Below are 21,444 nucleotides of genomic sequence, written 5' to 3' on the forward strand. Positions count from 1 at the left end.
GATGCCGGCCGGTGGCAGGTGAGCACCGTGCCGCCCGCGTGGGCCACCCGGATCTCGGGGGCCCATGCGGGCGTGCCGGAAAGGTCAGTTCCTGAAGGGCCGGGGGCGGTACGGCTCGGCGAGGAAGGTGAGTTCCTTCTCGCTCAGGGCCAGGTCCACCGCGGCGACCGCGTCGTCCACGTGCCTGTCCTTGGTCGCGCCCACGATCGGCGCCGACAGGCCAGGCTGGTGGAGCAGCCAGGAGAGCGCCACCTGGGCGGGAGGAACCTCGCGCTCCCCGGCCAGCTGGGCGACCCGCTCCAGGATCAGCCGGTTGTCGTCGGCGTCGTCATAGAGGGCGTCGATGCGCGGGTCGCTGCCCGCGCGGGTGGTGGTCTCCTCGGCTCCGGCGCGGGCGAGCAGTCCCCGGGCCAGCGGGCTCCACGGGATCAGGCCCACTCCCTGGTCGAGGCAGAGCGGGTTCATCTCCCGCTCCTCCTCGCGGTAGAGCAGGTTGTAGTGGTTCTGCATCGAGACGAACCTCGTCCAGCCGTGGGTCTCGGCGACGTGCTGGGCCTTGGCGAACTGCCAGGCGTACATGCTGGAGGCGCCGATGTAGCGGGCCTTGCCCGCGCGGACCACATCGTGCAGGGCCTCCATGGTCTCCTCGATCGGGGTCTCCGGATCCCAGCGGTGGATCTGGTACAGGTCCACGTGGTCGGTGCCCAGCCGACGCAGCGAGGCGTCGATCGAGGACAGGATGTGCTTGCGCGACAGACCGCGGTCGTTGGCGCCCTTGCCCATCGGCATGCACACCTTGGTGGCCAGCACGTAGTCGTCCCGGTCGGCGAAGATCCTGCTCAGCAGGCGGCCGGTGACCTCCTCGCTGTCGCCGAGCGAGTAGACGTCGGCGGTGTCGAAGAACGTCACCCCCGCCTCGACGGCCCGGCGCACGATCGGCTCGGCGGCGGCCTCGTCGAGCACCCACTCGCCCCACTTGGCGGGATCACCGTAACTCATCATGCCGAGGCAGACCCTCGACACCTTCATGCCGGTGGACCCAAGGCGCACGTACTCCATGTCGAACCTCCAGATCTTCACAACCCTGGGCCCCACGATACGACCGCCGACTCCGCCCGGTTCGCGCCCCCGCCCGTCCTGCGGTGCGATCCCCGCCTCGATCCACCGCCCCAAGAGAACGCCGAGTCTCGTCGTCGCTCCTCACCTACAGTGCGGTCGGCGGGGCGTCCAGGTTGTTCGGCATAAAATGATCTTGGACATCCTGTCCGCGTTCCCGGACACCGTCGGTATTCGAATGTCTCGACGAGAGATATGCCCCCGGTTGAGTCGGCAGTCGTGACAGGGTGAACGAATGGCGACGAACCGCGAGCACTCCCTCCATCTCCACCCCACCGGATTCAAACCGTGGCCGGACACCACTCCGGCCCACAGGGATCTCCTCGCGGCGAAAGCGCTTGTCTACGACCCCTGCGGGTTCACCTGCTCGCAGCCGGTCCCGGAAGCCGAGGGGGCCGCGTACGCCGCCCACGCCTTCACCCTTGACGGGCTCGCCATCCGATTCCGCGCAGCCAAGACGACCCCCACCAAGGTCGGCCAGTTCGTCACCGTATGGAAGAGGTCCCCGGGTGGGCCCATCCGGCCTTTCGCCGCAACCGACCCCGTCGACCTCTTCGTCGTCAGCACCCGCGACCGTCACCACTTCGGCCAGTTCGTCTTTCCCATGGACGCGCTCCGCCGACACGGTGTCGTATCGGCAAACGGTTCCGGTGGGAAACGAGCCTTCCGCGTCTACCCGCCCTGGGTGACCACCACCAACCGCCAGGCCGGCACTGCTCAGGCGTGGCAACTGGACCACTTCCTGCACCTGCCCCAGGACCGCCCCGTCGACTCCGCCCGCGCCCAGGAGCTCTACCACCCGTAGGACGGACACCCCAGTCGGGGGACACGACCTCTAATGACTCGTCTTGGTCGACCGCTGCCTTACCGGGGGCCTCATCTCACCTCAGCCCGGCTGTAGAAGTCGTCGCCGGCGGTGGACGAGGCTTCCATCGTCGTGGCGGGTGCGGTAGGCGCCGGGTCCGCCTTCACGGACGGCGCCGCCGCGGCCTGCGCCGTCTGAGGCCGCGTGAACAAGCCCGGCGACTCCGGCGGCCGTCAAACGGTGGCCATCGGATCTACGTGGCGCCCGCGCTGGACCTCGTGGTCGCCGTCAGCGCAGGCCAGTACGACAGGCCCGATCAGCCGACCGCCTCGGTTGTACTCGACGAGGTGATCCTGCCGGGGATCGTGAACTGAGGCGTGCTGACCGCTCCCGCGGGGCGTGTCGTGCCGTCTGGCTGGACACCAAGAAAGTCGCAAGTCCGCTGTCCTAGATTGCGGCCAACGGCCTGCCCGGCAGACGTGAACCGCCCCCCGGCGTGGTCCTGACCATGTTCGGCGGTGAACCGTCCGCCCCTACCTCCCCCTGTCCTCCTAGTTCTTTTGCAATGTGGCGACGTCCTCACCGGTAGTCACGATCCGGGGGTTCCCGCGCCCCCGGCCGGCCCGCCGCCGGACACCGCCACCTCGGGTGAGCAGTTCGCGTGAGCGGTTCGGACACATCCACTGAGAGGTCTTTGAGCATGCACAACGGAAGTGACATCGAGGTCCGCTGGCTGAAGTGGGAAGAGGCCGCCGAGGAGATCCTTGACCTCCGGCGGCGGGTGTTCATGTCCGAGCTGGGGTGGAGTGAGGAGAGGGTGCACCACGACAGCGATCCGGAGGGTCTTCACCTGTGCGCCCTGTCCGGGGGGAAGATCGTGGCCGCCATCTCCGCGTACGTCTACGGTCCCGGAGCGCCGGGGACGGCAGCCCTGGAGTTGCCCGACCTGGACGGGCCGACCGTCGAGATCGGCAAGCGGGTGGCCCTGCAGACCCATCGGGGCCGCCTGATCAGCACGCGGATCGCCAACTCGATGGTGCGGCAGCTCTGCGAGTCGCTCTGCCCGTCCCGGTTCTTCCTCATCGTCCGGCCGAGCCAGTACGACCACCTCCTCGATCGGTACGCGAAGCGGGACTTCGTGGTGCGCGGTGAGGTCGGCTCGGGCGACGACGCGGTCACCGTGATGACCGTGGAGGGCGGAGAGGCCCTGGAGAGGTTCTACCTCAGGCATCGGGAGCTGACCTGGGAGTCGCGGTCCGATGACGAACGGCTGGCGATCCCCTCGCTGGTCCGGTTTCTCGCCGACGAGGGCCGGGGTGACCTGCTGGCGGCGGAGCGCCTCGGCGCCGAGAACTTCTACCTGGACCTGCTGTCCCTGCAGGAGGAGGCGCCGCGGCTGAGCGCACAGGGCCGATTGGTACTCGCCGAGCAGCGGCCGCGCCTGGCCTCGACGCCCTTCCCGCCCGCGCCCGCGTCGCTGCTCGACGTCGGCAGCGGGCCCGGGGACTATCTGGCGGCGGTCACCGAGGAGAGCCCGTTCGCCGGCTATCGCGTGTGCGGCGTCGAACCCGCACCCCAGCTGCTCGCCAGGGCCCGCTCGAACTTCCCCGGCCTCACCTTCCACCAGGGCACCGCGTACGCCACCGGTGAGGCGGACGCGTCGCACGACGTGGTCACGGCGAGCTTCCTCTTCGTCCACCTGCGCAGTCCGGATCTGGCCCTGCTCGAAATGCGCCGGGTGCTGCGGCCCGGCGGGCTGCTGTACGTGGTCGACGTCGACGACGCGGCCTTCCGCGGCCCGGACGTGGTCCGCCGCATGCTGGAGACCTACGACCGTGAGTACGCGGCCGACCGTACGATCCTCAACGACCTCCCGGAGCGCGCCGCGGAGTTCGGCTTCCAGCCCGTCCGGAGTTTCTCCACCACGCTCGGCTACGTGGTGGACGCCGAACCGGGGTTCGGTCCCGATGAGATCCGGCTCGGCAGGGAGCAGGCGTGGAGCCTGCTCTCCTTCGTGAGGTCGCAGCGCGGTATCGAGGAGAGCTTCCTGGAGGCGCGCGACCACTACTTCGGCGTGGAATGTGAGATCGGGGTGGACATCAAAACCCAGGTCTACCGGAGACGCCCCTAGAGGTACCGGCGACCGTCTGGACACGCCGCCGGTCCGCTCCGGCCGAGGGCACAGCGGCCGGAGCGAGGCAGGGTCCGGGAAACAGGCCCCGGTTCCGTTTCCCGGACCCGGTCCGAGGAGCTACAGGCGCGCCCCGGAGGCCATCGGGGTCACGTCCAGGCGGCCGTCGTCGCAGACGGTCGCCTTGAACGGAATCTCCAGGTGCGCGACCTCGTCCGGCGGGATGATCATCAGCCGTGCGGAGGCCGGGCAGGAGCGGCTCCCGCCGGGCACCTCGCTCCAGTGCAGTCTGGCGTGCGCGCTCGCTCCGGGGCGCAGGGTGATCCGCCGGGGCTGGACGCTCTCCCTGCGCGTCCTGGTGCGCATCGCGTCGCCGCTGCCGTCGATCATGATCAGGCCGACGAAGCCGTACACCCAGCAGGCCCTGGCGGAGGTGTTGGTGAACACCAGCGGCGCGTACCGCTGTCCCGCTCCGGCGTCCACCCTGCCGACGCGCGCGGCGAGCGCCTCGGTGCGGCAGCGTCCGGCGGCGGTGCCGCTGTCCGCCACCCGCAGGCCCGCGGCCTGGACGGCGACGGCGGGGCGCGCGGGGGCGGAGCCCGGAGACGAGGAGGCGGTGGCTGGGGAGAGACTCGCGGGAGCGCCGCCGGAAGCCGGGGCGGCGCCCCGGTCGCGGGTGACGGGCGGGGCGCACGCGGTCGTGGCCGCCAGCACGGCCAGTGCCGAGGCGGCGGCGAGCAGTCCGGCGCCGATGGATCGTTTCATGGTCCGTTGGACGCGCACCGCGCCTGCTTTGTTGCCGTACCGGGCATTCGATGCGGGAGGCCGAGTGAGTGTTCTCTGCTCCGGCGTTCGGGGTGCAGGGGGAAACGGCACGGCGGAGCCCCCCGGCGTCTCACCGCCGGGGAGTGCGTCCGGTCAGGACAGGTGGCGAGACCACCATTCCAATACCGCCTCGAAGCGCTGCAGGCGGTGTTTCGGGCGCCCGCCGCGGCTGAGCTCGTGTCCCTCGCCGGGGAAGAGCAGGAACTCCGCGGGGGTGCCGTTGCGGCGCAGCGCGACGAACATCCGCTGTGCCTGCTCGACCGGGCAGCGGATGTCCTCCTCGGAGTGGACCACGGCGAACGGCAACGTGATCCGATCGGCGCGGTAGAGCGGGCTCATCGCGCGCTGCGCCTCGATGTCGGGACCGCAGTACGCCTCGGCGAAGAACCAGCCGATGTCGGAGGAGCCGGTGAAGGAGTCCCAGGCGTTGACCGCGCGCTCGCTCCAGGCGGCCCTGAACCGGTCCCCGTGCCGGGTGGCCAGCCAGCTCGTCATGAAACCGCCGTAGGAACCGCCCATCACGCCCACCCGCCCGGCGTCGCACTCGGGCCGCTCCAGCGCGGCGTCGAGCAGGGCCAGCACGTCGTCGGCGTCCACGGTGCCCAGCGCGCCGATCACCGACCGGCCGTGCGCCTGTCCGTATCCGGAGGAGCCGCGCGGGTTCGGCAGGACCACCGCGTATCCGGCGCCCGTGTAGACCTGGGTCTCGTCCAGGAAGGCCCACCCGTGCTGGTGGAACGGGCCGCCGTGCACGTTCAGCAGGACGGGATGCGGGCCTTCGCCCTCGGGCAGGGCCAGCCAGCCGTGGACCGGGTAGCCGTCGGCGGAGACGGCGGTGATCTCCAGCAGCGGGCTGATCCCGGCGAGGGTGCCGGAGAAGTCGGTCAGCGGCCCGTCAGGGGTGACCACCTCGCCGGGGCTCGCGGGGGTGGACACCACCGCGACCACCTGCTCGCCGCAGGAGGTGAAGAACTTGACGCTCGCCCGCTCGCCCAGGATCGGGACGAGCTTCTCCAGTGGCGTGTCGAGGGCGCCGGAGGGGACCAGCCGCAACTCGACCGCGCCGCGTACCCGCACCGCGACCAGGACGCCGTCCCGCAGCGGTACGGGAGGCAGTGGTTCGCAGTCCACCGACTCCTCCTCGGTCAGCCGGGTCCCGGCCGCCGTCTCAGCCGCCGTCTCGGCCGCTGCCTCGCCGGTGATCCGCAGTGGTGCGCGGTAGAGGCCCACGTTGTGGGCCACCGCGTCGAGTCCGGAGAACTCCGTGCCGAGGTAGAGCACCTCCCCGCCGGGCAGGGCGACGGGATGCTCGGCGGAGCCGTCGCTGCGCACCGCGAGGACCGGGGCGCCGCCGCCGGCCGGGACGGCGTAAACGTCCGTGTGCAGGCTCTCACCGTCGAGGTCGCGGGGGGCCGAGACCAGCACATGCTCGCCGTCCGGTGTCCAGTAGGGGGAGTCGACGTCGTAGGGCCCCTCGGTCAGCCGTACCGGCACCGGGATGTCCGCGAGGGCGTTGACCACGAACAGGCTCTGCCGCCGGTCGAAGGTGAAGCCGATTCCCTCGGTCCGGTAGTGGAGCCCGGTGATCCGGCGCGGTGCCTCGGCCTCGGCGCTCACGCCCTTCTCGGTGCCGTACCGGCCCGGTTCGGCGACCCGGGCGACGAACGCGATCCGGCGCGAGTCCGGTGCCCAGACCGGGACGCCCGCGCCCAGCGGCAGGTCGGTGACCGGCCGGCCCTCACCTCCGCCGGTGGGCATCACGTGCAGTTGCGGGCTGCCGTCGCCGGCGCGCAGGAAGGCGACCCAGGCGCCGTCGGGGGAGATGCGCGGCGCGCTGTCGCGGTCGCCGAAGGTGAACCGGACGGGCGGGCCGTCCTGCGGCACCCGCCACAGGCTCCCGGAGTAGGCGTCGGTCTCCAGATCGGGCCGGGCCACGTCGACGAGAAGGAGATCGCCGTGGCGGGTGACACTGCCGGGCACGTTGAGCAAGGCGAGATCTTCTGGACGCATGGTCAACGACGCTATCACCGTTTTGATCATTTATATGAGCGTTCAAAGCTCTGCGGCTGCCCCGTTCTGGCTGGTCGTCGCGCTGTGCCCTGTTCTTCGGAGAGGAGGATTCTTTATCAGGACTCATTGCGTGAAAGGACAGGCCGGTCGTTGATGGGGGTGCCGCTTTTGCCGGAGAACCCGGTTCCAGCCGGCCGGCGACGGGTGGGACGGGCCATCGGCTGGTGCTCCTCCCGGTCCGTCGCCATCGGCGGGTCATGAGCACGGAGCCCGCCGGGCTCCGTGCTCATGACCCGCCGATCCCCTACCGTGCTCTCAACCGGTGGAAGGCGAAGCCGGCGCCGCCGCTGAAGCGGGCCAGGCGCACCTCGGGCTCCTCACGCGCGGGCTCGGCGCCGGGGTCGATCACGGCCTCGTAGGCGTGGCGCTCTCCCTCGCGGGGCGGGACCGGGACGCATCGGGCACGCGGGTTGACCGCCTGGACCACCGCGTCCAGGGCGCGGTCGCCGTCGCCGCCGAGCTCGGCCAACCAGGTGAGCGGATCGGTCTCCCGGAAGATCGGCGAGTCGGTGAAGCCGAACCTCACCCGGAGCGGTCCGGTGACCTCGACCTCCAGGCCGACGTAGGAGCCCGGCTGGAAGGTCGGATGCAGTTGCAGCACCCTGCCGATGGCGGCGGCGTCGTCGCCGGGGACGTTCATGGCCGCGCGGACTCTGCCCGAGGTGAGGCCGGCCAGTCCGACGAGCACCCGGGACCCCGCGCTACGGGCGGCCGGCTCGCCGTAGTGGTCGCTCATGCTGAGCAGGTAGCCGCGGAAGAGCAGGTGGCTCTGAATCGCCACCTCCTCCAGCACGGCCTGCAGTGCCGCGTGCGAGAGGTCCTCCAGCTGGAAGTCGGTGTCGAAGGGGCCGTCGTAGCCGTCCAGCCCGCCGGGCTCGGCGGAGATCCTGCCCGAGGTGATCGGCAGCCGGGCGAGCAGCGACTCCGCCACCGAGGCCTGGTTGGGGTGCGGCGCGAGGGGCTCGGCGGCGTCGGAGATCTCGACGCGCCAGCGGCAGTGCGGCGTCCGGCCGGGTGGCACGCGGGGCGGGCGGTGCACGGGCAGGAACCTCGCGCGGGGGTTGGTGGCCGATCCCGTCGCGTCGAAGGTGGGGTCCTCGATGGTGTGGCACATGCCGCGGACCCAGTCCTCGCCCATCGGCTCGACGTCGAGCAGCGCGCCGCAGTGGGCCAGTTCGAACTCACCGTGCCGCTCGTCGATCAGCCGCAGCCGGAAGTCCATGAACTGCGGCGGCGCCCCGATGTCGAGCTGGAGATTCTTCAGGATGGCCGAGACGGTGTCACCCCGGAAACCCAGGGCCTCCTGCATCCTGACCGAGTAGATCGGGCTGGCGGCCGCCCACTCCTCGATGGCGACCCGCTCGGCCTCCTGCCTGCCGCCGAGCTCCAGGACCATCGGGACGCCGACGCGGTCCTGCAGGTGGCCGTGGAGCAGCCATTCTCTGCCGAGGACGGCGAGCGCCCCGCGAGAGAGGCGTTCCAGCCGGAAGCCGGGATCGAAGGGGCCTGAGTAGTCGGGCAGCACTGTCACGTTGTGTCCTTCGCCGAGCCGGGACCCTCAAACTAGACACGTGTCCAGGTCTTGGTCAACGAAAAACTGAAACGCGTTCTCCTTTGGTCTGGGGTCCGCCGTCAGCGCAGGGACGGAATGATCATTGTGACGCCGGGGACGGATCCGATCGAGGCGAGCGCGCCTCCCACCTCCTGGAGGCCGATGGAGCGGGTGACCAGTGCGTCCGGGCGGAGGGTGCCGTCGGCGACGGCCGCCAGCATCGCCGGATAGGCGCGCGCGGCCATGCCGTGGCTACCGAGAAGTTCGAGTTCGTAGCCGATCACCCGGCCCATCGGAACCGCGGTGAGCCCCGGCAGCAGACCGACCTGGACGTGGCGTCCCCGGCGGCGCAGGCTCTCGATCGACGCCGCGCACGTCCCCGGGCTGCCGAGCGCGTCGATGGAGACGTGGGCGCCCCCCGAGGTGAGTTCCACGACCCGCGCGGGGACGTCGGCCTCGGCCGAGGTGGCACTGACACAGGCGGTGGCGCCGAACGCCCCGGCCATCTCCAGGGCGCCCGCGGAGACGTCCACGGCGATCACCCTGGCCCCGGCCGCGGCCGCGATCATGATGGCGGACAGGCCCACACCGCCGCAGCCGTGCACGGCCACCCACTCGCCGGGCCGCACCCGGCCCACGGCGTTCACGGCCCGGTAGGCGGTGGCGAAGCGGCAGCCCAGGCTCGCGGCGGTGCCGAAGCTCATCTCCTCGGGGAGCCGCACCAGGTTCACGTCCGCGTGATCGATCGCCACGTACTCGGCGAAGGAGCCCCAGTGGGTGAACCCAGGCTGGGTCTGGCGCTCGCAGACCTGCTGCTCACCGGCCGCGCACGCCGCGCAGGAACCGCAGGCGCAGACGAACGGGACGGTCACCCGGTCGCCGGGCCGCCACGAGGCGACGCCCGCGCCCACCGACTCGACCACCCCGGCGAGCTCGTGCCCCGGCACGTGGGGCAGGACCCGGATGTCCGGGTCGTGCCCCTGCCAGCCGTGCCAGTCGCTCCGGCAGAGCCCGGTGGCCTCCACCCGGATCACCGCTCCACCGGGCGGGGGTTCGGGGGAGGGCACCTCCCGAACCTCAAGCTCGGCTCCAAAGTCGTCGAAGACCACCGCTCGCACCCGCCCACACTCCCTTCCGGCCCCACTCGAACCTGAACACTACTCAATCCGGCCTCGGACACCGTTCCCTTCCCGGTGCCCGCGAGGCATCGTGGGAAGCCAGGGGAGACGCACAACGGGCCCCGGGCGTGCCGCGTGCCCTCGTCCGCGGAGGGCTGTGACGAAAGCCCTGATTAGAAGGCGCAAGCTGGGAGAGAGGAGGGAGCACGAGGACCAACTGATCGGACGGTGTGATGGGGCAGAAAGTCGACAAGGACCGTTACTCCGAGGCGGAGTTCCTCCGCTTCGGGGAGAGATTGGCGGAGCAGCTCGGCGCTCTCCGCGAGGTACTCGCACGGCCCGGTTTCGGGGACGGTCCCGTGACGATCGGGGCTGAGCTGGAGATGTTCCTCGTAACGCCTGAGGGCCGCCCGCTGCCCCGCAACCAGGAGGTGCGGGCGGTCGCCGCCGACGACCGGCTCACGCTGGAGCTGGGCAGGTTCAACCTGGAGGCCAACCTGACCCCGCTGCCGATCGCCGGGCGGCCGTTCACCGCCATGATGCGCGAGATGCGGGAGATCATGGCCGTGGTGGACACGGCGGCCGAGACGCAGGGCGGGCAGGTCGTGATGATCGGGATCCTGCCCTCACTGAGCGAGTTCGACTTCACCCACGAGGCGTTGAGCGGTGAGGGGCGCTACCGAGCGCTGGCCAGGGGCATGCGGCGGCTGCGCACGGAGCCCTTCCGGGTACGCATCGAGGGGGTCGAGCTGCTGGAGCTGGAGGTCGAGGGGGTGATCCTGGAAAGCGCCAACACCTCCTGGCAGGTCCATCTCCGCACGCCTCCCGCCGACTTCGCCCGCGTCTACAACGCCGCCCAGCTGGCCATCGGCCCGGTCCTCGCGGTCAGTGGCAACTCACCCGCCTTCCTGGGCAGGCAGCTCTGGGAGGAGACGAGGATCGCGCTGTTCGAGGAGGCCGCCGACGACCGGGACGTCGAGCGGCTCGACCGCAGGGACCGGCGGGTGGGGTTCGGCTCCGGCTGGGCGCGAAGTGCCCAGGAACTGTTCGAGACATGCGTCCGGGACTACGAACCGGTGCTGCCGATGAGCTCGGTGCCGGAGGAGGTGCCCGCGGGCGGCGTCCCGAAACTGGCCGAGCTCCGGCTTCACCAGGGCACCGTGTGGCAGTGGAACCGGCCGGTCTACGACCCGGTCGGCGGCGGCCACCTTCGGGTGGAGATGCGCGCCCTGCCCGCCGGGCCGAGCGCGGCGGACATGGCGGCCAACAGCGCGTTCCTGCTCGGGCTGACCGCGGCCTTGGCCCTCCATCCGGTGGAGGAGTTCCCCTTCGCCGGGGCCTACCGCAACTTCTACCGAGGCGCGATCCACGGCCTGGACGCGCCGCTGAGCTGGCCCGGCCTGCGCGAGGAGGTCCCGGCCTGGCGGCTCGCCCTGGACCTGCTGCCGGTCGCCGAGGCCGGTCTCGGCAGGATGGGCGTGGAGCCGGCCGAGATCCGGTGGGCGCTGGACATCGTGCGGGAACGCGTCACGCGCCGCCGTACCGGTGCGATCTGGCAACGGAAGGCGCTGGCGGGAATGGGGGGCGACCAGGCGGCACGGGCGCGCCTGGTGAGCCGGTACCGGGAACTGTCACAGACCGGGGAGCCCGTCCACACCTGGCCCTTCTAGCTACAAAAGGGATTTGAGTAGAGGCATACTCATGAACTCCGTATCTTGATCCGCCGATCCTGGCGAGACCGGACGAGGAGACCCCCACATGAGTCAGATGAAGGCCGCGCCGGCGGAGCCGTTCGGGTTGAAACGGGACGCCGGCGGCCTCGCGGCCGGGATCAAGGTCCTGGAGCAGGAACTCCAACGGGTCTCCCTCGACACCGTGCTGGCCAAGGCCAATCGCGTCGCGGTCAGGAAGGGGTCGACCGGTGCCGGGGCGTTCGCCAAGATGACCCCCAAACCCGTCGACTGGTACTGCTTCGACGCGGACGACAACGTCGCCAGGGAGTGGTATCCCCAGGGCCTGACCTCCGCCTCCGACGCCGGGATCGCCGGGGGCACGTTCGTGGTGAGCTGGTATCACTCGCCGACCTCGGGGGCCGAGCGGGGCGTGCGCCTGAGCTTCCTGAACACCGCGACGCTCCGGTACCGGCACGTCCTGCTGGTGCGGGTCGCCGCCGACGGGAACATCACGCCGATCAACATCCACGCCGGCGGCGTCGCCTGGTACGGCGGCCTGCTGTACGTCGTCGACACCACACAGGGCCTGCGGGTGTTCGACACCCGGCAGATCTTCGAGGTCAACGGGGACGGCGCGGCCACGATCGGCAGGAAGAGCGGCAGGTACGAGGCGTTCGGCTACCGGTACGTGATGCCGCAGACCGACGCCTGGACCACCACCAGTGGCTCGGTGCGCTTCTCCTACACCGCCGTCGACCGCAGCACCACCCCGCACACCCTGATCTGCGGCGAGTACGTCGACACGGCGGGCACGGTCGGACGGGTGGCCCGCTGGTCGCTGACCGCGCAGGAGACGCTGAACGCCCCCGCCGGCGGCGTCGTCCAGGCCGTGGACGCCCACGCGCTCCCCGTGAGCAAGGTCCAGGGCGCGCTCTCCTACAACGGCACCTGGTACCTCAGCCAGACCGCGGGCGCCGCGGGGAACGGCACCCTGGTCCTGGTCGGCGACACGGTGCGCAGACGGCCCTACCCGGTGGGGCCCGAGGACCTCACCTGCGTCCGCGACAAGAAGACGCTGTGGAGCGTGACCGAGTTCGTGGGCCGCCGGGTGGTGTACGGCGTGCCGCTCTGACCGGCGGGCCGCCTTTCCCGGGAACGGGGACGCGGGAGCGGGTGGCCCCGGCGCGGGGCGCCCGGTCAGTGCAGGGAGCCACCGACCAGGCGGAGATCACCGCCGAGCGAGACGGAGACGGCGGTGGTCACGATCGCGGTGAGCGCCTGGGCGGACACCGGGACGGGCATGGAGGGCCTGGCCTCGCCGAGGACCTGATCGGGGCTGTACGGCAGGTGCACGAAACCTCCGCGGACCCCCGGCCGCTCGGTGGCGATCAGGTGCATCAGGCCGTAGAAGAGGTGGTTGCACAGGAACGTGCCGGCGCTCTGCGAGACGCTCGCGGGCACCCCGACCGCCCGCGCCGCCGCCACGCACGCCTTCACCGGCAGCGTGGCGAAGTAGGCGGCAGGGCCGCCGCGTACCACCGGCTCGTCGATCGGCTGCGACCCGGCGCTGTCGGGGACGCACGCGTCGTCGAGATTGACGGCCACTCGCTCCACGGTCACGTCCGGCCGCCCCCCGGCCTGCCCGACGCACACGACCACCGCCGGGTCGTGCTCGGCCACCGCCGCGCGCAGTCGCTCGAGCATCTCGCCGAACCGGCAGGGGAGCAGTGCGGTCCGCACCCCGGGCACCAGGGCGATCGCCTCCCACGACGAGTTGCCACCGCCGTCGAGCGGCTCGAACCCGGTGAGCAGTACGCCCTTCATCGGCGGTCCTGAGGCAGGGCGCAGGCGGGGGTGCCGCCGGGCAGGCGGTGCCGGTTGCCGGCGATCAGGCGGTAGAGGCCCTGAGCAGCCCAGCGCAACGGCGGGACCCGCAGCGCGAACCCCAGCGGGCTCCACGGGAGACCGGCGGCGATCAGCAGCCTGGCCACCGCCTGCGCCCCGCCGTACACCCCGCCGCCCTGGACCCAGAGCACCTCGCGCTCGGCCCGCTCGCGGGTCACGCCCAGCGCCGGAAGGTCGGCGAACTGCCAGGGGACGACCAGGGCGCGAACCCCGATGCGGCGCTCGGCGAACCTGACGCTCGTCGTGCAGAAACCGCAGTCGCCGTCGAAGATCAGTACAGGTCGTCCTGTCATGCACCCGACACTACCCAGCGGAACCCGATCAAGGCCCGGCGACCAGGGTGACCGCGATCGGGCGGTGGTCGGAGTGTGGGACATCGGGGTTGGCCTGGTCCTTTCCGGTGAAACCCGGGGTGACGAGCACATGGTCGATCTGCTCGACGACGTGTCCTCGGGACGGAACGGTGTTGAACGGCCTGGCCGGGGCGAGGGGGTCGGTCAGGCCCGCGCCGGTCAGCACCTCCCAGGCCCGCTCCCCGGGCTGAAGGTTGAGGTCGCCGGCCACGATCACCGGGGCGCCGTTCCTGGAGGCCTCCCTGACGATCCCGCCGAGCTGCTCGACCTGGTCGAGCTCGCGCCAGCCCGGCGGAGGCTGCAGGTGGGTGCCGATCACGGTGATGTCCCCGCCCTGCCAGCGCAGCCCGACCTCCAGCGCCTGCGCGCCGGTCGGTCCGCCCTGGACCAGCACGTGGTTCCTTATCGAGGTGATCGGCAGCGTGGTGAGCAGGGCGTCGCCCCACACCTCGTCGGTCGCCGGGGCCCAGATGTAGTGCATGCCCAGCCGCTCGGCGATCAGCCGCACCCCGTCGTGGCCGCCGTTGAGCAGCCAGCCCCGGTCGGCCTCGCTCAGCACCACCACGTGCGGCCGCAACTCCCTGAGCGCGTCGGCCTGCTGCTCCAGGGAGAGCCTGCCGGACTCGCCGTACCCCATCCTGATGTTGTAGGCCGCGATCCGCAGCCCGTCACGCGGTGCCTCCCAGCGGGGCCGCTCCCCCTGCCAGAGGGGAACGGCCGCCACCAGCACGACCGCGGCCACGGCGGCCGCCGCGAACCGCCGGTCGTAGGAGCGGCGCGGCAGACCCGTGCTGCCGACCAGACCCAGGACCGCGACGACGAGCGCCGCGCCGATCGGCACCCACTGGTTGGAAAGGTAGAGGTCGTAGGCGGCGTAGTAGCCGAAGACGAACACGACGAACAGCAGCATGCCTGCCGCCGCGGCCAGGCCGCGCCGCGCCGCCCTGTCCGGGCCGAAGGCCGCCGCGGCGTGCGCCAGACAGGCGCCGAGCGCGAGCTGGCCGATGATCTGCGCGGCGATCGTCCAGCCGGGCGCCACACCGTGGACGCCGCCCACGGTGGCCCTGCCCAGGGTGAACGCCACCGCCGAGGCGACCAGGGCGATGGCGGGCGGGAGCGGGCGGCGCAGTACCGGCAGCGCGGCGGGCGCCGCCGACACCACCGCGAACGCCGCCACGATCACGGCGGCGGCCTGCTGGGCGGAGACGGTCGCCGCCTGGGCGTGCGCGGTGTTGCCCGTGTAGAGACCCCAGAGCAGCAGGGCGGGGCCGATGGCCAGCCAGGCGCGGGGGGCGCCGGAGTACTCCTCGTCCGAGGGGTCCGCCCGGATCAGGAACAGGCCGAAGAGCCCGAGTTCCACAGCCAGCAGCGCCCATGGGATCGCTCCAGGCCGCCACATCAGGTCGATGCCGTCCAGCGCCGCGTGGATCACCGTGGAGGCCGCCAGGCCGGCGATCACCCCGGCCATCACGGGCCGGGCGTCCCGGCCGCCCATCGCGGTCGCCACCAGCCAGACCAGGCCGGCCAGCAGGCCGAGGCTGGCCACGTACAGCTGCGGGTCCCCGCCCCCGGTCAGCTGGAGTGCCAGCCGAGCCAGGAGCAGCAGGCATCCGGCACCGAGGGCGATCAGCCGCGGCTGGACGAGTCTGGCCAGCGGGACGGTCAGGAAGGCCAGGACGAACCAGGAGAGGGCGTACAGGCCCATCATCTCCGCGGGAGTGCTTCCCGCCCGGCCGAAGAGTGTGATCAGCGAGGGCAGGAAGACCCGCAACACGTCGACCAGCACGACCACGCCGAGGGTTGTGTCCAGGCGGATCCGCATGCTACCTCCAAAGAACGCGAGCTATCCTCGCCTTCTTTGTGACGCATGACAAGGTGCGGTCCGTCCAGGGAGGGAAATCCGTCTTCAGAGCGCCGGAGGTTCCTGCCCGGAGCCCCCGGAGTTCGGGGGGCGGACGGGCCCGCTCGGAGAGGACGAGGGGCCGGCGGCCCCGTCGGCAGCCTCGTCGGCGGACCTGTCGAGGTGGCGGAAGGCCTCGTGCGCCGAACGGACACTGTCGCGCAGCGCCTGTTCCAGGTGGCCGGCGTCCTCGGTCAGCTTCTCTATCTCCGGTACGGCGAAGGCGTCCGCGCCCGACTCCGCCAGGAGTTCCTCATAGCGGGGAAGCCGTGAGCGGAGTATCTCGATCTGCTCGTGGGCGTGTAGCGCCCGCTCGGCGTCGGACACGTGGCCCGCGTAGCGTTCCAGTGCCTCCACCCGCGCGAGCACGGCGGCCTCGCTGGCGGCCAGGGCACGCTCCAGCGGTGCCATGGCCGCGGCCACCTCCGGCGTGCTGCCGCCGTACCCGAACTCGTGGTGCTCGTCGCGCAGTGCGGAGAGCTTGGTCAGCAGCTGGGCGATCTCCCATTCCTGTGAGGGGAGCATCACCGCGTTGCGCACGTCGTCGAGCATGCCCATGGCGTTGACCCGGGAGCGCAGGATGAAGTCGATCGCCCGCTGGGCCCGTTCGAGCAGCCGGCCGGCGTTGTGGTCGAAGTCCTCGGCGGGCAGCAGGTAGCGGCCCTCGTACCAGCGGGCCTCGCGGTACAGGTCGTGTTCGGTCGCCTCCGGCTCCAGCGGCTCGCGGGCGGTGAGGAAACCGACGAGGACCACGAGGGCGAGCAGGACGAGCACGAAGAAGAACAGCTGTCCGGCGTCCGCGAGGAGGAGCAGGCAGGCCAGCAGGAGCGCCGAGACCGCCCCTCCGAACCACAGGAAACGGACGGGCAGCCGCGAGGCGGGCTCGGCAGGCTCGGGACTCCAACCGGCGCGGATGCGCGCCAACAGGGACGCGTGCTGGCGAAAGAGATCGGCGGTCCGGGCGGGAACTTCGGGATCGACCACCACTCGCCGCACAGGCTCGCCCCTCCATCCGGTCGGATTCTCACATCATCGGTCGAGATAGCGGAACGCCTCGTGTGCCGAGCGTACGCTCTCGCGGAGCGCCCGCCGGAGCATGTCGGCGTCATCGCTGAGATGCCCGATCTCCGGTGCGGAGAACCTGGCCGCGCCCGTCTCGGCGACGAGCTGCTCGTACTCGGGCAGGTGAGCTCGCAGGGCCTCGATCTGTCCCTGGGAGAGCAGGGCGCGCTCGGCCTCGGACACGTGGCCCGCGTAGCGTTCCAACGCCTCCACCCGCGCGAGCACGGCGGCCTCGCTGGCGGCCAGGGCACGCTCCAGCGGCGCCATGGCAGCGGCCACCTCGGGACTCCTGCCGCCCCTGGCGAGATGGCGGTGCCTGGCCCGCAGCGCGGAGAGCTTGGTCAGCAGCCGGGCGATCTCCCACTCCTCGGCGGGGAGCATCACCGAGTTGCGCACGCTGTCGAGCATGCCCATGGCGTTGACCCGGGAGCACACGATGAAGTCGATCGCCCGCTGGACCCGGCCGAGCAGGTTCCTGGCGTCGTGGTCGAAGTCCTCCAGGATCAGGAAGCGCCCCTGCCACTGCAGGGAGTGCCGGTACAGGACCCGCTCGACGGAGTCGGCGGGTGAGGGTTTCCTGGCGATGTAGATCACCGTGAGGATGAGGAGGTAGAAACCGATCAGCGTGGTGAGCACGGCCGCGGACGCCGGGAGCGGGACGCCGCCGAGTGCCAGTCCGGCCGCCGCGACCGCGGCCGAGCCGCCGAAGAGCCCGATGAGCACTCCCGGAACCCGGGGTTCGTCGTTCCCCCTTGGGACACGTCCGGTGCGAAGGCGGTAGAGCAGGGGCCCGTTATGACGAAGGAGTTCGGCGACGTCCCTCGGCACCTCAGGATCGACCACCACGCGCTGCACAGGCTCGCCCCCTTTGCCACGTTTCAAAAGCATAGCGATTAACGGTGTTTCAGGTCATGCGTCCTCCCATGGTGCCTCTTTTGGTGCCTCTTTGCCCGCCGGTGACGCGGGCCAAAAAGGTGATCGTGACAATTGTTCCGGACCCGAGGCCGCGTCAGGCGGGGTTCGCCGGGGAAGTCCGGAGGCGAGCGGGCAGGTAGGGCCTTTCCGGGGCGCTCTGGCGGACCTCGCGAGGCCGGGGTTGTCGGATGAGGACCGGGTGCGACAAAGTGGTCAAAATGAAGGAACGACTCCTTTCCGTCGCGGTCCTCGGGCTGGTCGTGTCCGGGTGCGGCTCCGAGGCGTCACTCGGACAGGGTGTGCTGGAGCAGGCGCGGCGGCAGGGAGCGGCTCCGGAGCTGATCTACGCACTGGATCTGCCGGGGTACCGGCTGGCCGAGCAGTCGGCCGGGGTGATCGGGAACGACGGGTTCGGAGCCTTCTACTTCTCCGGTGGCGCGCGCGTTCAGCTGAGGGTCGACCGTGGCACGTTCAGCGACGCCCTGTGCGCGGACACGCCGCTGATGGACGCGGAACCGCCGTCGGCGCCGGTGAGGTGCGAGCGTGACGAGGTGGGCTGGTACCGATCGGGCGGGGGCCGCCATGAGTACACGGCGGTCCGAGCCGATCACTTCATCCGGTTGAACGGCCGCGTCGACGAGGTCGACCGGGCCGCGCTGAAGGCGGCCGTGGCCGGAGCGCGGCACGCGGTCCCGGACGGTTCCGCTACGCCCTCACCGCCGCCCGGTCCGGTGGAGCGCGGCGATCTGCCGACCAGCGGCGACGGTGCGCCGAACAACGAGGTGGGACCCGGCGGCTGATCCGCGGAGCCGCTTCTGTCGCTCCGCGCGGGCGGCACGGCGCCGGGAAACAGAAAATCCCAGGCCGAGGGCCTGGGATTTCTCTGGTGGACGATACAGGGATTGAACCTGTGACCTCTTCCGTGTCAGGGAAGCGCTCTCCCGCTGAGCTAATCGTCCTCGGGCACCACCAGAGCGGAAGACGGGATTCGAACCCGCGACCCTCACCTTGGCAAGGTGATGCTCTACCACTGAGCCACTTCCGCATTTCGCTTCGGGTTTCCCCTCGGCGCTCGCACCACCCTACCGGATCCCGGGGGGTCCGAAGGTCGTGCGCTGAGGTGGAGACGGGATTTGAACCCGTGTAGACGGCTTTGCAGGCCGTTGCCTCGCCTCTCGGCCACTCCACCAGCCAGATCCCTGAAAGGACCTGCCGGAGCGGAAGACGGGATTCGAACCCGCGACCCTCACCTTGGCAAGGTGATGCTCTACCACTGAGCCACTTCCGCGTGCTCCCCGGAGACGACTCCGGGGCACGTGAAAACTCTAGCGCCTCCGCAGGGCGGATGCGCGCAAGGCTCGGATCTTCACCTGCCGGCCGGCTGGACGTCGGAGGCCCGGACGAACATGATCCGGTGCCCGAACTGGATCTGCCGGTAGCGGGTCTCGCCCCTGACGACGCGGTGATCGGCGGGATCGAAGGCGGCCGCCCGCAGGTAGGAGGCGCGGGTCGTCGGGCCGGAACTGTAGACCTGACCGGCGGGTATCGAGTACTGCAGCGGGGTCAGGGCCTGCACGGGGACGCCCACCGGGTAGGCGTGCGCCTTCGGGTAGGCCCTGCCGTACACCCTGATCGGGGCGCGGCCGGGTCTGGGCGTCACCAGGGGGCCTGACGCGGGCAGGGAGGTGGGGGCCTCGGCGGGGTCGCTGAACCACGCCTTCCGGCCGAGGTACCAGATCGCGGTCCAGCCGTCCCTGCGCTCGGCGAGCGCGTACCGCTGGCCGCTGGAGGCGCGGGCGGCGTGGTCGTAGACGCTGTACGTGGAGTCGCCGGTGGGGTGCTTGCCGATATCGGAGACCAGCGGCGCGGTGAGGGAGGGGCGGGTGTGCAGCCAGACCGAGGAGGCGCCCAGGCCGCGGCACCCTCCAGGACAGCCGGTGAAGTTCGGGCTGTTGGTGCCGTAGTCGGGTTTGATCAGCACCGAGCGCGCGGCGTCACCGCCGGAGGCGCGCAGCGGGCTGCCGAGCAGTTCGAAGTAGTGGCTCCAGTCCCAGTACGGGCCGGGGTCGTCGTGCATGCCGCTCACGGTCTCCGGGGTGGTGCCCGGCACGTTGTCGTGTCCCAGGATGTGCGCCCGGTCCAGAGGGACGTCGTACTTGGCCGCGAGGTGGCGTACCAGTCTGGCCGAGGCCCGGTACATCGCCTCGGTGAACCAGGATCCGCCCCTGGCCAGATAGCCCTCGTGTTCCAGGCCGATGGAGCGGGAGTTGACGTACCAGTTTCCGGCGTGCCAGCCGATGTCCCTGGCCCGTAGGTGCTGGGCGATGTGGCCGTCGCTGGAGCGGATGGTGAAGTGCCAGCTCAGGTATTCGGGGTTCCTGACCAGGCGGGTCATCGCGTCGTAGCTCGTCTCGCCGTCGTGGATCACGATGTAGTCGATCTTCCGGGGGCCGTCGGAGCGGTCATGGTTGCCGTAGCCGCCGCCCTTGAGCCGTCGGTAGACGGCGGGGAGCCACTCGCAGGAGACGTTCCTCGGGCAGTCGGGCCCCACGGTGGTTCCCGCAGTGGTTCCCGCAGTGGTTCCTGCGGTGGTTCCCGCGATGCTTCCCGCGGCGGGAGCCGCCGCGAGGGCCGCCGGCATCACCGTGGGCAGGGGGGAGGGGGCCGAGGCGAGCACAGTGGTGATCTTCGTGGCAGGCTCCGTCGCGGGTTTCACGACGATGTCCGTGACGGGTTCGGGCGTGGGGGTGGGGGTGGGGCCGTGCGCGCGGCGCTGTGCCATCGGAGCGGGCGGTTCGGAGAGTGGTGCCCGCAGCGTGGGGAGGCCCGGCGTCGCGGGCAGTACCACCCGTTCGCCGTCATCGGTCACCCGCGCGGCACCGGCCCGGATCGTCGCGTAGACCTCGTCGGCGAAGGACCGTGCCGCCTCCGTCCCCACGGCGCCCTCCTCCGGTACGCCGGGATAGCGGGCCACCGCGCCGTACCAGCCCGCCGGGCCGGCGTCGGGGCTCCCGCCGGTGCGGCGCCGGTAGTCGGCGAGCAGTGCGGCACCGCCCATGATGTTGGCGGAGGGGTCCTCGCGCAGTCGGCGGAGGGGCAGGCCGGTCAGTTCCGAGGCCCGTCGCAGGGTGTCCCGGGGTGGCGCCGCCGCGGTGGTCGGAAGGGCGATCACGCGTGGCCGGGTCTCGTCGCCGCGCGGGTCCTCGCCGACACCGTGGGGCCGACCCGGCCTGGCCCGGCCGTCGACCAGATGCATCGGGCCGTAACCGGCGGAGACGCTGGGCAGCCCGCGGTGGCCCTCCCAGCGGGACTCCAGGTAGGAGACCGCGAGCAGCACGCTCTCCGGTACCCCGTACGTCCGCGCCGCCTTCGCGAAGGCGGCCTGTCTGCCGGACCGCGCACCCGTCCCCGCCGATGACGACGGGCCGGCGACAGCGCCGGGGGAGGCCGCGGCCGTGGCGGGTGCCGGGCGCTTCCGGGGCCAGGTCGGCCGATCCCCCGGGTACGCCGCCTGTGCCGGGACGGCCGAGACCAGTACGGCGAGAGCGGTGACGACGGTGATCCCCGGCAGACGGCGCATGATGGTTCCTCCCCCTCTGATGGCTACTTAGAGTTATCAGAGATTGCCGATTGTCGCGCGTTGTGGCGGGGTTGCGGCATTGTGGAGATTCTCTGCCCGAAATCGGGCAGAAAACTTGGTGTGCTCTCTCCCGGATGCGTATGGTCCTGCTCTGTGCCCACGACACGGCATCCGTATGAGGATCTGATCACTCACCTGACCCGGACGAGCGCGCTCGGCCCGGGGGAGGCGGCGCGAGTCGTCGCCGATGTGCTGGCCTACTTCTCCGAACCCGTTGAGGATTTCGTCAGGCGGCGTCACGCGGAGCTCAAGGGGAGAGGGCTGGTCAATGACGAGATCTTCCCCAGGCTGATCGCCGAGCTGGCGGTACGCCGTGTCGCCGCACCTGAACTCTCCCTGCGTCAGCTGCGCCGGATTGTCTACGGATAAGGAACGGTTA

Annotated in this window: 17 protein-coding genes and 4 tRNA genes; 6 read left to right on the forward strand and 15 right to left on the reverse strand. The window is 71.2% G+C overall.

Annotated features, from left to right (window positions below; all coding sequences use genetic code 11):
• Window positions 1-84: 84 nt before the first annotated feature.
• Window positions 85-1,059, reverse strand: coding sequence for an aldo/keto reductase (locus ACFQVD_RS03980; RefSeq protein ID WP_343976661.1), 975 nt, complete (start codon window positions 1,057-1,059; stop codon window positions 85-87).
• Window positions 1,060-1,351: 292 nt separating this feature from the next.
• Here ACFQVD_RS03980 and ACFQVD_RS03985 point away from each other — a divergent pair, with 292 nt between their 5' ends.
• Together ACFQVD_RS03985 and ACFQVD_RS03990 are read left to right on the forward strand one after the other, a co-directional pair.
• On the forward strand, window positions 1,352-1,921 hold the full coding sequence (locus tag ACFQVD_RS03985; RefSeq protein ID WP_343976646.1) for a MepB family protein: 570 nt from the start codon (window positions 1,352-1,354) through the stop codon (window positions 1,919-1,921).
• Window positions 1,922-2,621: 700 nt separating this feature from the next.
• Window positions 2,622-4,052 (forward strand): class I SAM-dependent methyltransferase, encoded by a 1,431-nt coding sequence (locus ACFQVD_RS03990; RefSeq protein WP_343976649.1) that lies wholly within the window; start codon window positions 2,622-2,624, stop codon window positions 4,050-4,052.
• A gap of 120 nt (window positions 4,053-4,172) precedes the next feature.
• Here ACFQVD_RS03990 and ACFQVD_RS03995 read toward each other — a convergent pair whose 3' ends face one another.
• From ACFQVD_RS03995 to ACFQVD_RS04010, 4 genes are all read right to left on the reverse strand, one after another.
• Complete coding sequence (locus tag ACFQVD_RS03995) at window positions 4,173-4,817, reverse strand: DUF4232 domain-containing protein (RefSeq protein WP_364147898.1); 645 nt, start codon at window positions 4,815-4,817, stop codon at window positions 4,173-4,175.
• Window positions 4,818-4,970: 153 nt separating this feature from the next.
• Window positions 4,971-6,887 (reverse strand): S9 family peptidase, encoded by a 1,917-nt coding sequence (locus ACFQVD_RS04000; protein WP_343967820.1) that lies wholly within the window; start codon window positions 6,885-6,887, stop codon window positions 4,971-4,973.
• 304 nt (window positions 6,888-7,191) lie between these two features.
• A complete protein-coding gene (locus tag ACFQVD_RS04005) occupies window positions 7,192-8,478 on the reverse strand; it encodes a hypothetical protein (protein ID WP_343967817.1) in 1,287 nt (428 codons plus the stop codon).
• A 101-nt stretch (window positions 8,479-8,579) separates the two neighbouring features.
• Window positions 8,580-9,617: an alcohol dehydrogenase catalytic domain-containing protein gene (locus ACFQVD_RS04010; protein WP_343967815.1), complete on the reverse strand. Its 1,038-nt coding sequence runs from the start codon at window positions 9,615-9,617 to the stop codon at window positions 8,580-8,582.
• A 233-nt stretch (window positions 9,618-9,850) separates the two neighbouring features.
• Here ACFQVD_RS04010 and ACFQVD_RS04015 point away from each other — a divergent pair, with 233 nt between their 5' ends.
• The gene (locus ACFQVD_RS04015) at window positions 9,851-11,287 is read left to right on the forward strand and encodes a glutamate--cysteine ligase (protein WP_343967812.1); all 1,437 of its coding nucleotides are present in this window, start codon (window positions 9,851-9,853) and stop codon (window positions 11,285-11,287) included.
• Window positions 11,288-11,375: 88 nt separating this feature from the next.
• Complete coding sequence (locus ACFQVD_RS04020) at window positions 11,376-12,422, forward strand: hypothetical protein (RefSeq protein WP_343967809.1); 1,047 nt, start codon at window positions 11,376-11,378, stop codon at window positions 12,420-12,422.
• A gap of 65 nt (window positions 12,423-12,487) precedes the next feature.
• Here ACFQVD_RS04020 and pcp read toward each other — a convergent pair whose 3' ends face one another.
• The 5 genes from pcp to ACFQVD_RS04045 all read right to left on the reverse strand — a co-directional run bounded on the left by pcp (window position 12,488) and on the right by ACFQVD_RS04045 (window position 17,233).
• Complete coding sequence (pcp, locus tag ACFQVD_RS04025) at window positions 12,488-13,114, reverse strand: pyroglutamyl-peptidase I (protein ID WP_343967807.1); 627 nt, start codon at window positions 13,112-13,114, stop codon at window positions 12,488-12,490.
• Window positions 13,111-13,488 (reverse strand): thiol-disulfide oxidoreductase DCC family protein, encoded by a 378-nt coding sequence (locus ACFQVD_RS04030; RefSeq protein ID WP_343967805.1) that lies wholly within the window; start codon window positions 13,486-13,488, stop codon window positions 13,111-13,113. The genes pcp and ACFQVD_RS04030 overlap by 4 nt, the downstream gene beginning before the upstream one ends.
• A 28-nt stretch (window positions 13,489-13,516) precedes the next feature.
• Entirely contained in the window at window positions 13,517-15,370 is a 1,854-nt protein-coding gene (locus tag ACFQVD_RS04035) for an endonuclease/exonuclease/phosphatase family protein (protein ID WP_386270509.1), read from the reverse strand.
• An 84-nt stretch (window positions 15,371-15,454) separates the two neighbouring features.
• Window positions 15,455-16,444, reverse strand: a complete 990-nt coding sequence (locus tag ACFQVD_RS04040; protein WP_343967801.1) for a hypothetical protein — start codon at window positions 16,442-16,444, stop codon at window positions 15,455-15,457.
• Between the two features lie 33 nt (window positions 16,445-16,477).
• Window positions 16,478-17,233, reverse strand: coding sequence for a hypothetical protein (locus ACFQVD_RS04045; protein WP_386270510.1), 756 nt, complete (start codon window positions 17,231-17,233; stop codon window positions 16,478-16,480).
• A 410-nt stretch (window positions 17,234-17,643) separates the two neighbouring features.
• On the opposite strand from ACFQVD_RS04045, the gene ACFQVD_RS04050 reads away from it, so the two are divergent.
• Window positions 17,644-18,225: a hypothetical protein gene (locus ACFQVD_RS04050; RefSeq protein WP_343967797.1), complete on the forward strand. Its 582-nt coding sequence runs from the start codon at window positions 17,644-17,646 to the stop codon at window positions 18,223-18,225.
• 84 nt (window positions 18,226-18,309) lie between these two features.
• Here the strand turns inward: ACFQVD_RS04050 and ACFQVD_RS04055 are convergent.
• The 5 genes from ACFQVD_RS04055 to ACFQVD_RS04075 all read right to left on the reverse strand — a co-directional run bounded on the left by ACFQVD_RS04055 (window position 18,310) and on the right by ACFQVD_RS04075 (window position 21,005).
• Window positions 18,310-18,384, reverse strand: a tRNA-Val gene (locus ACFQVD_RS04055).
• 14 nt (window positions 18,385-18,398) lie between these two features.
• A tRNA-Gly gene (locus ACFQVD_RS04060) sits at window positions 18,399-18,470 on the reverse strand.
• A 73-nt stretch (window positions 18,471-18,543) separates the two neighbouring features.
• Window positions 18,544-18,614, reverse strand: a tRNA-Cys gene (locus ACFQVD_RS04065).
• 27 nt (window positions 18,615-18,641) lie between these two features.
• Window positions 18,642-18,713 (reverse strand) — tRNA-Gly (locus ACFQVD_RS04070).
• A gap of 78 nt (window positions 18,714-18,791) precedes the next feature.
• The gene (locus ACFQVD_RS04075; protein WP_386270511.1) at window positions 18,792-21,005 is read right to left on the reverse strand and encodes an N-acetylmuramoyl-L-alanine amidase; all 2,214 of its coding nucleotides are present in this window, start codon (window positions 21,003-21,005) and stop codon (window positions 18,792-18,794) included.
• A 153-nt stretch (window positions 21,006-21,158) separates the two neighbouring features.
• Between ACFQVD_RS04075 and ACFQVD_RS04080 the strand changes: the two genes are divergently transcribed.
• Entirely contained in the window at window positions 21,159-21,434 is a 276-nt protein-coding gene (locus ACFQVD_RS04080; protein ID WP_343967793.1) for a hypothetical protein, read from the forward strand.
• Window positions 21,435-21,444 lie beyond the last annotated feature (10 nt).

The sequence above is a fragment of the Streptosporangium amethystogenes subsp. fukuiense genome (assembly GCF_042665875.1).
Taxonomy (GTDB): Bacteria; Actinomycetota; Actinomycetes; order Streptosporangiales; family Streptosporangiaceae; genus Streptosporangium; species Streptosporangium fukuiense.

Coding starts and splice junctions, on each gene's coding strand:
- ACFQVD_RS03980 (WP_343976661.1), bottom strand. CDS start 1,059: ATGGAGTACGTGCGCCTTGGGTCCACCGGCATGAAGGTGTCGAGGGTC.
- ACFQVD_RS03990 (WP_343976649.1), top strand. CDS start 2,622: ATGCACAACGGAAGTGACATCGAGGTCCGCTGGCTGAAGTGGGAAGAG.
- ACFQVD_RS03985 (WP_343976646.1), top strand. CDS start 1,352: ATGGCGACGAACCGCGAGCACTCCCTCCATCTCCACCCCACCGGATTC.
- ACFQVD_RS04015 (WP_343967812.1), top strand. CDS start 9,851: ATGGGGCAGAAAGTCGACAAGGACCGTTACTCCGAGGCGGAGTTCCTC.
- ACFQVD_RS04050 (WP_343967797.1), top strand. CDS start 17,644: ATGAAGGAACGACTCCTTTCCGTCGCGGTCCTCGGGCTGGTCGTGTCC.
- ACFQVD_RS04000 (WP_343967820.1), bottom strand. CDS start 6,887: ATGCGTCCAGAAGATCTCGCCTTGCTCAACGTGCCCGGCAGTGTCACC.
- pcp (WP_343967807.1), bottom strand. CDS start 13,114: ATGAAGGGCGTACTGCTCACCGGGTTCGAGCCGCTCGACGGCGGTGGC.
- ACFQVD_RS04030 (WP_343967805.1), bottom strand. CDS start 13,488: ATGACAGGACGACCTGTACTGATCTTCGACGGCGACTGCGGTTTCTGC.
- ACFQVD_RS04020 (WP_343967809.1), top strand. CDS start 11,376: ATGAGTCAGATGAAGGCCGCGCCGGCGGAGCCGTTCGGGTTGAAACGG.
- ACFQVD_RS04035 (WP_386270509.1), bottom strand. CDS start 15,370: ATGCGGATCCGCCTGGACACAACCCTCGGCGTGGTCGTGCTGGTCGAC.
- ACFQVD_RS04075 (WP_386270511.1), bottom strand. CDS start 21,005: ATGCGCCGTCTGCCGGGGATCACCGTCGTCACCGCTCTCGCCGTACTG.
- ACFQVD_RS03995 (WP_364147898.1), bottom strand. CDS start 4,817: ATGAAACGATCCATCGGCGCCGGACTGCTCGCCGCCGCCTCGGCACTG.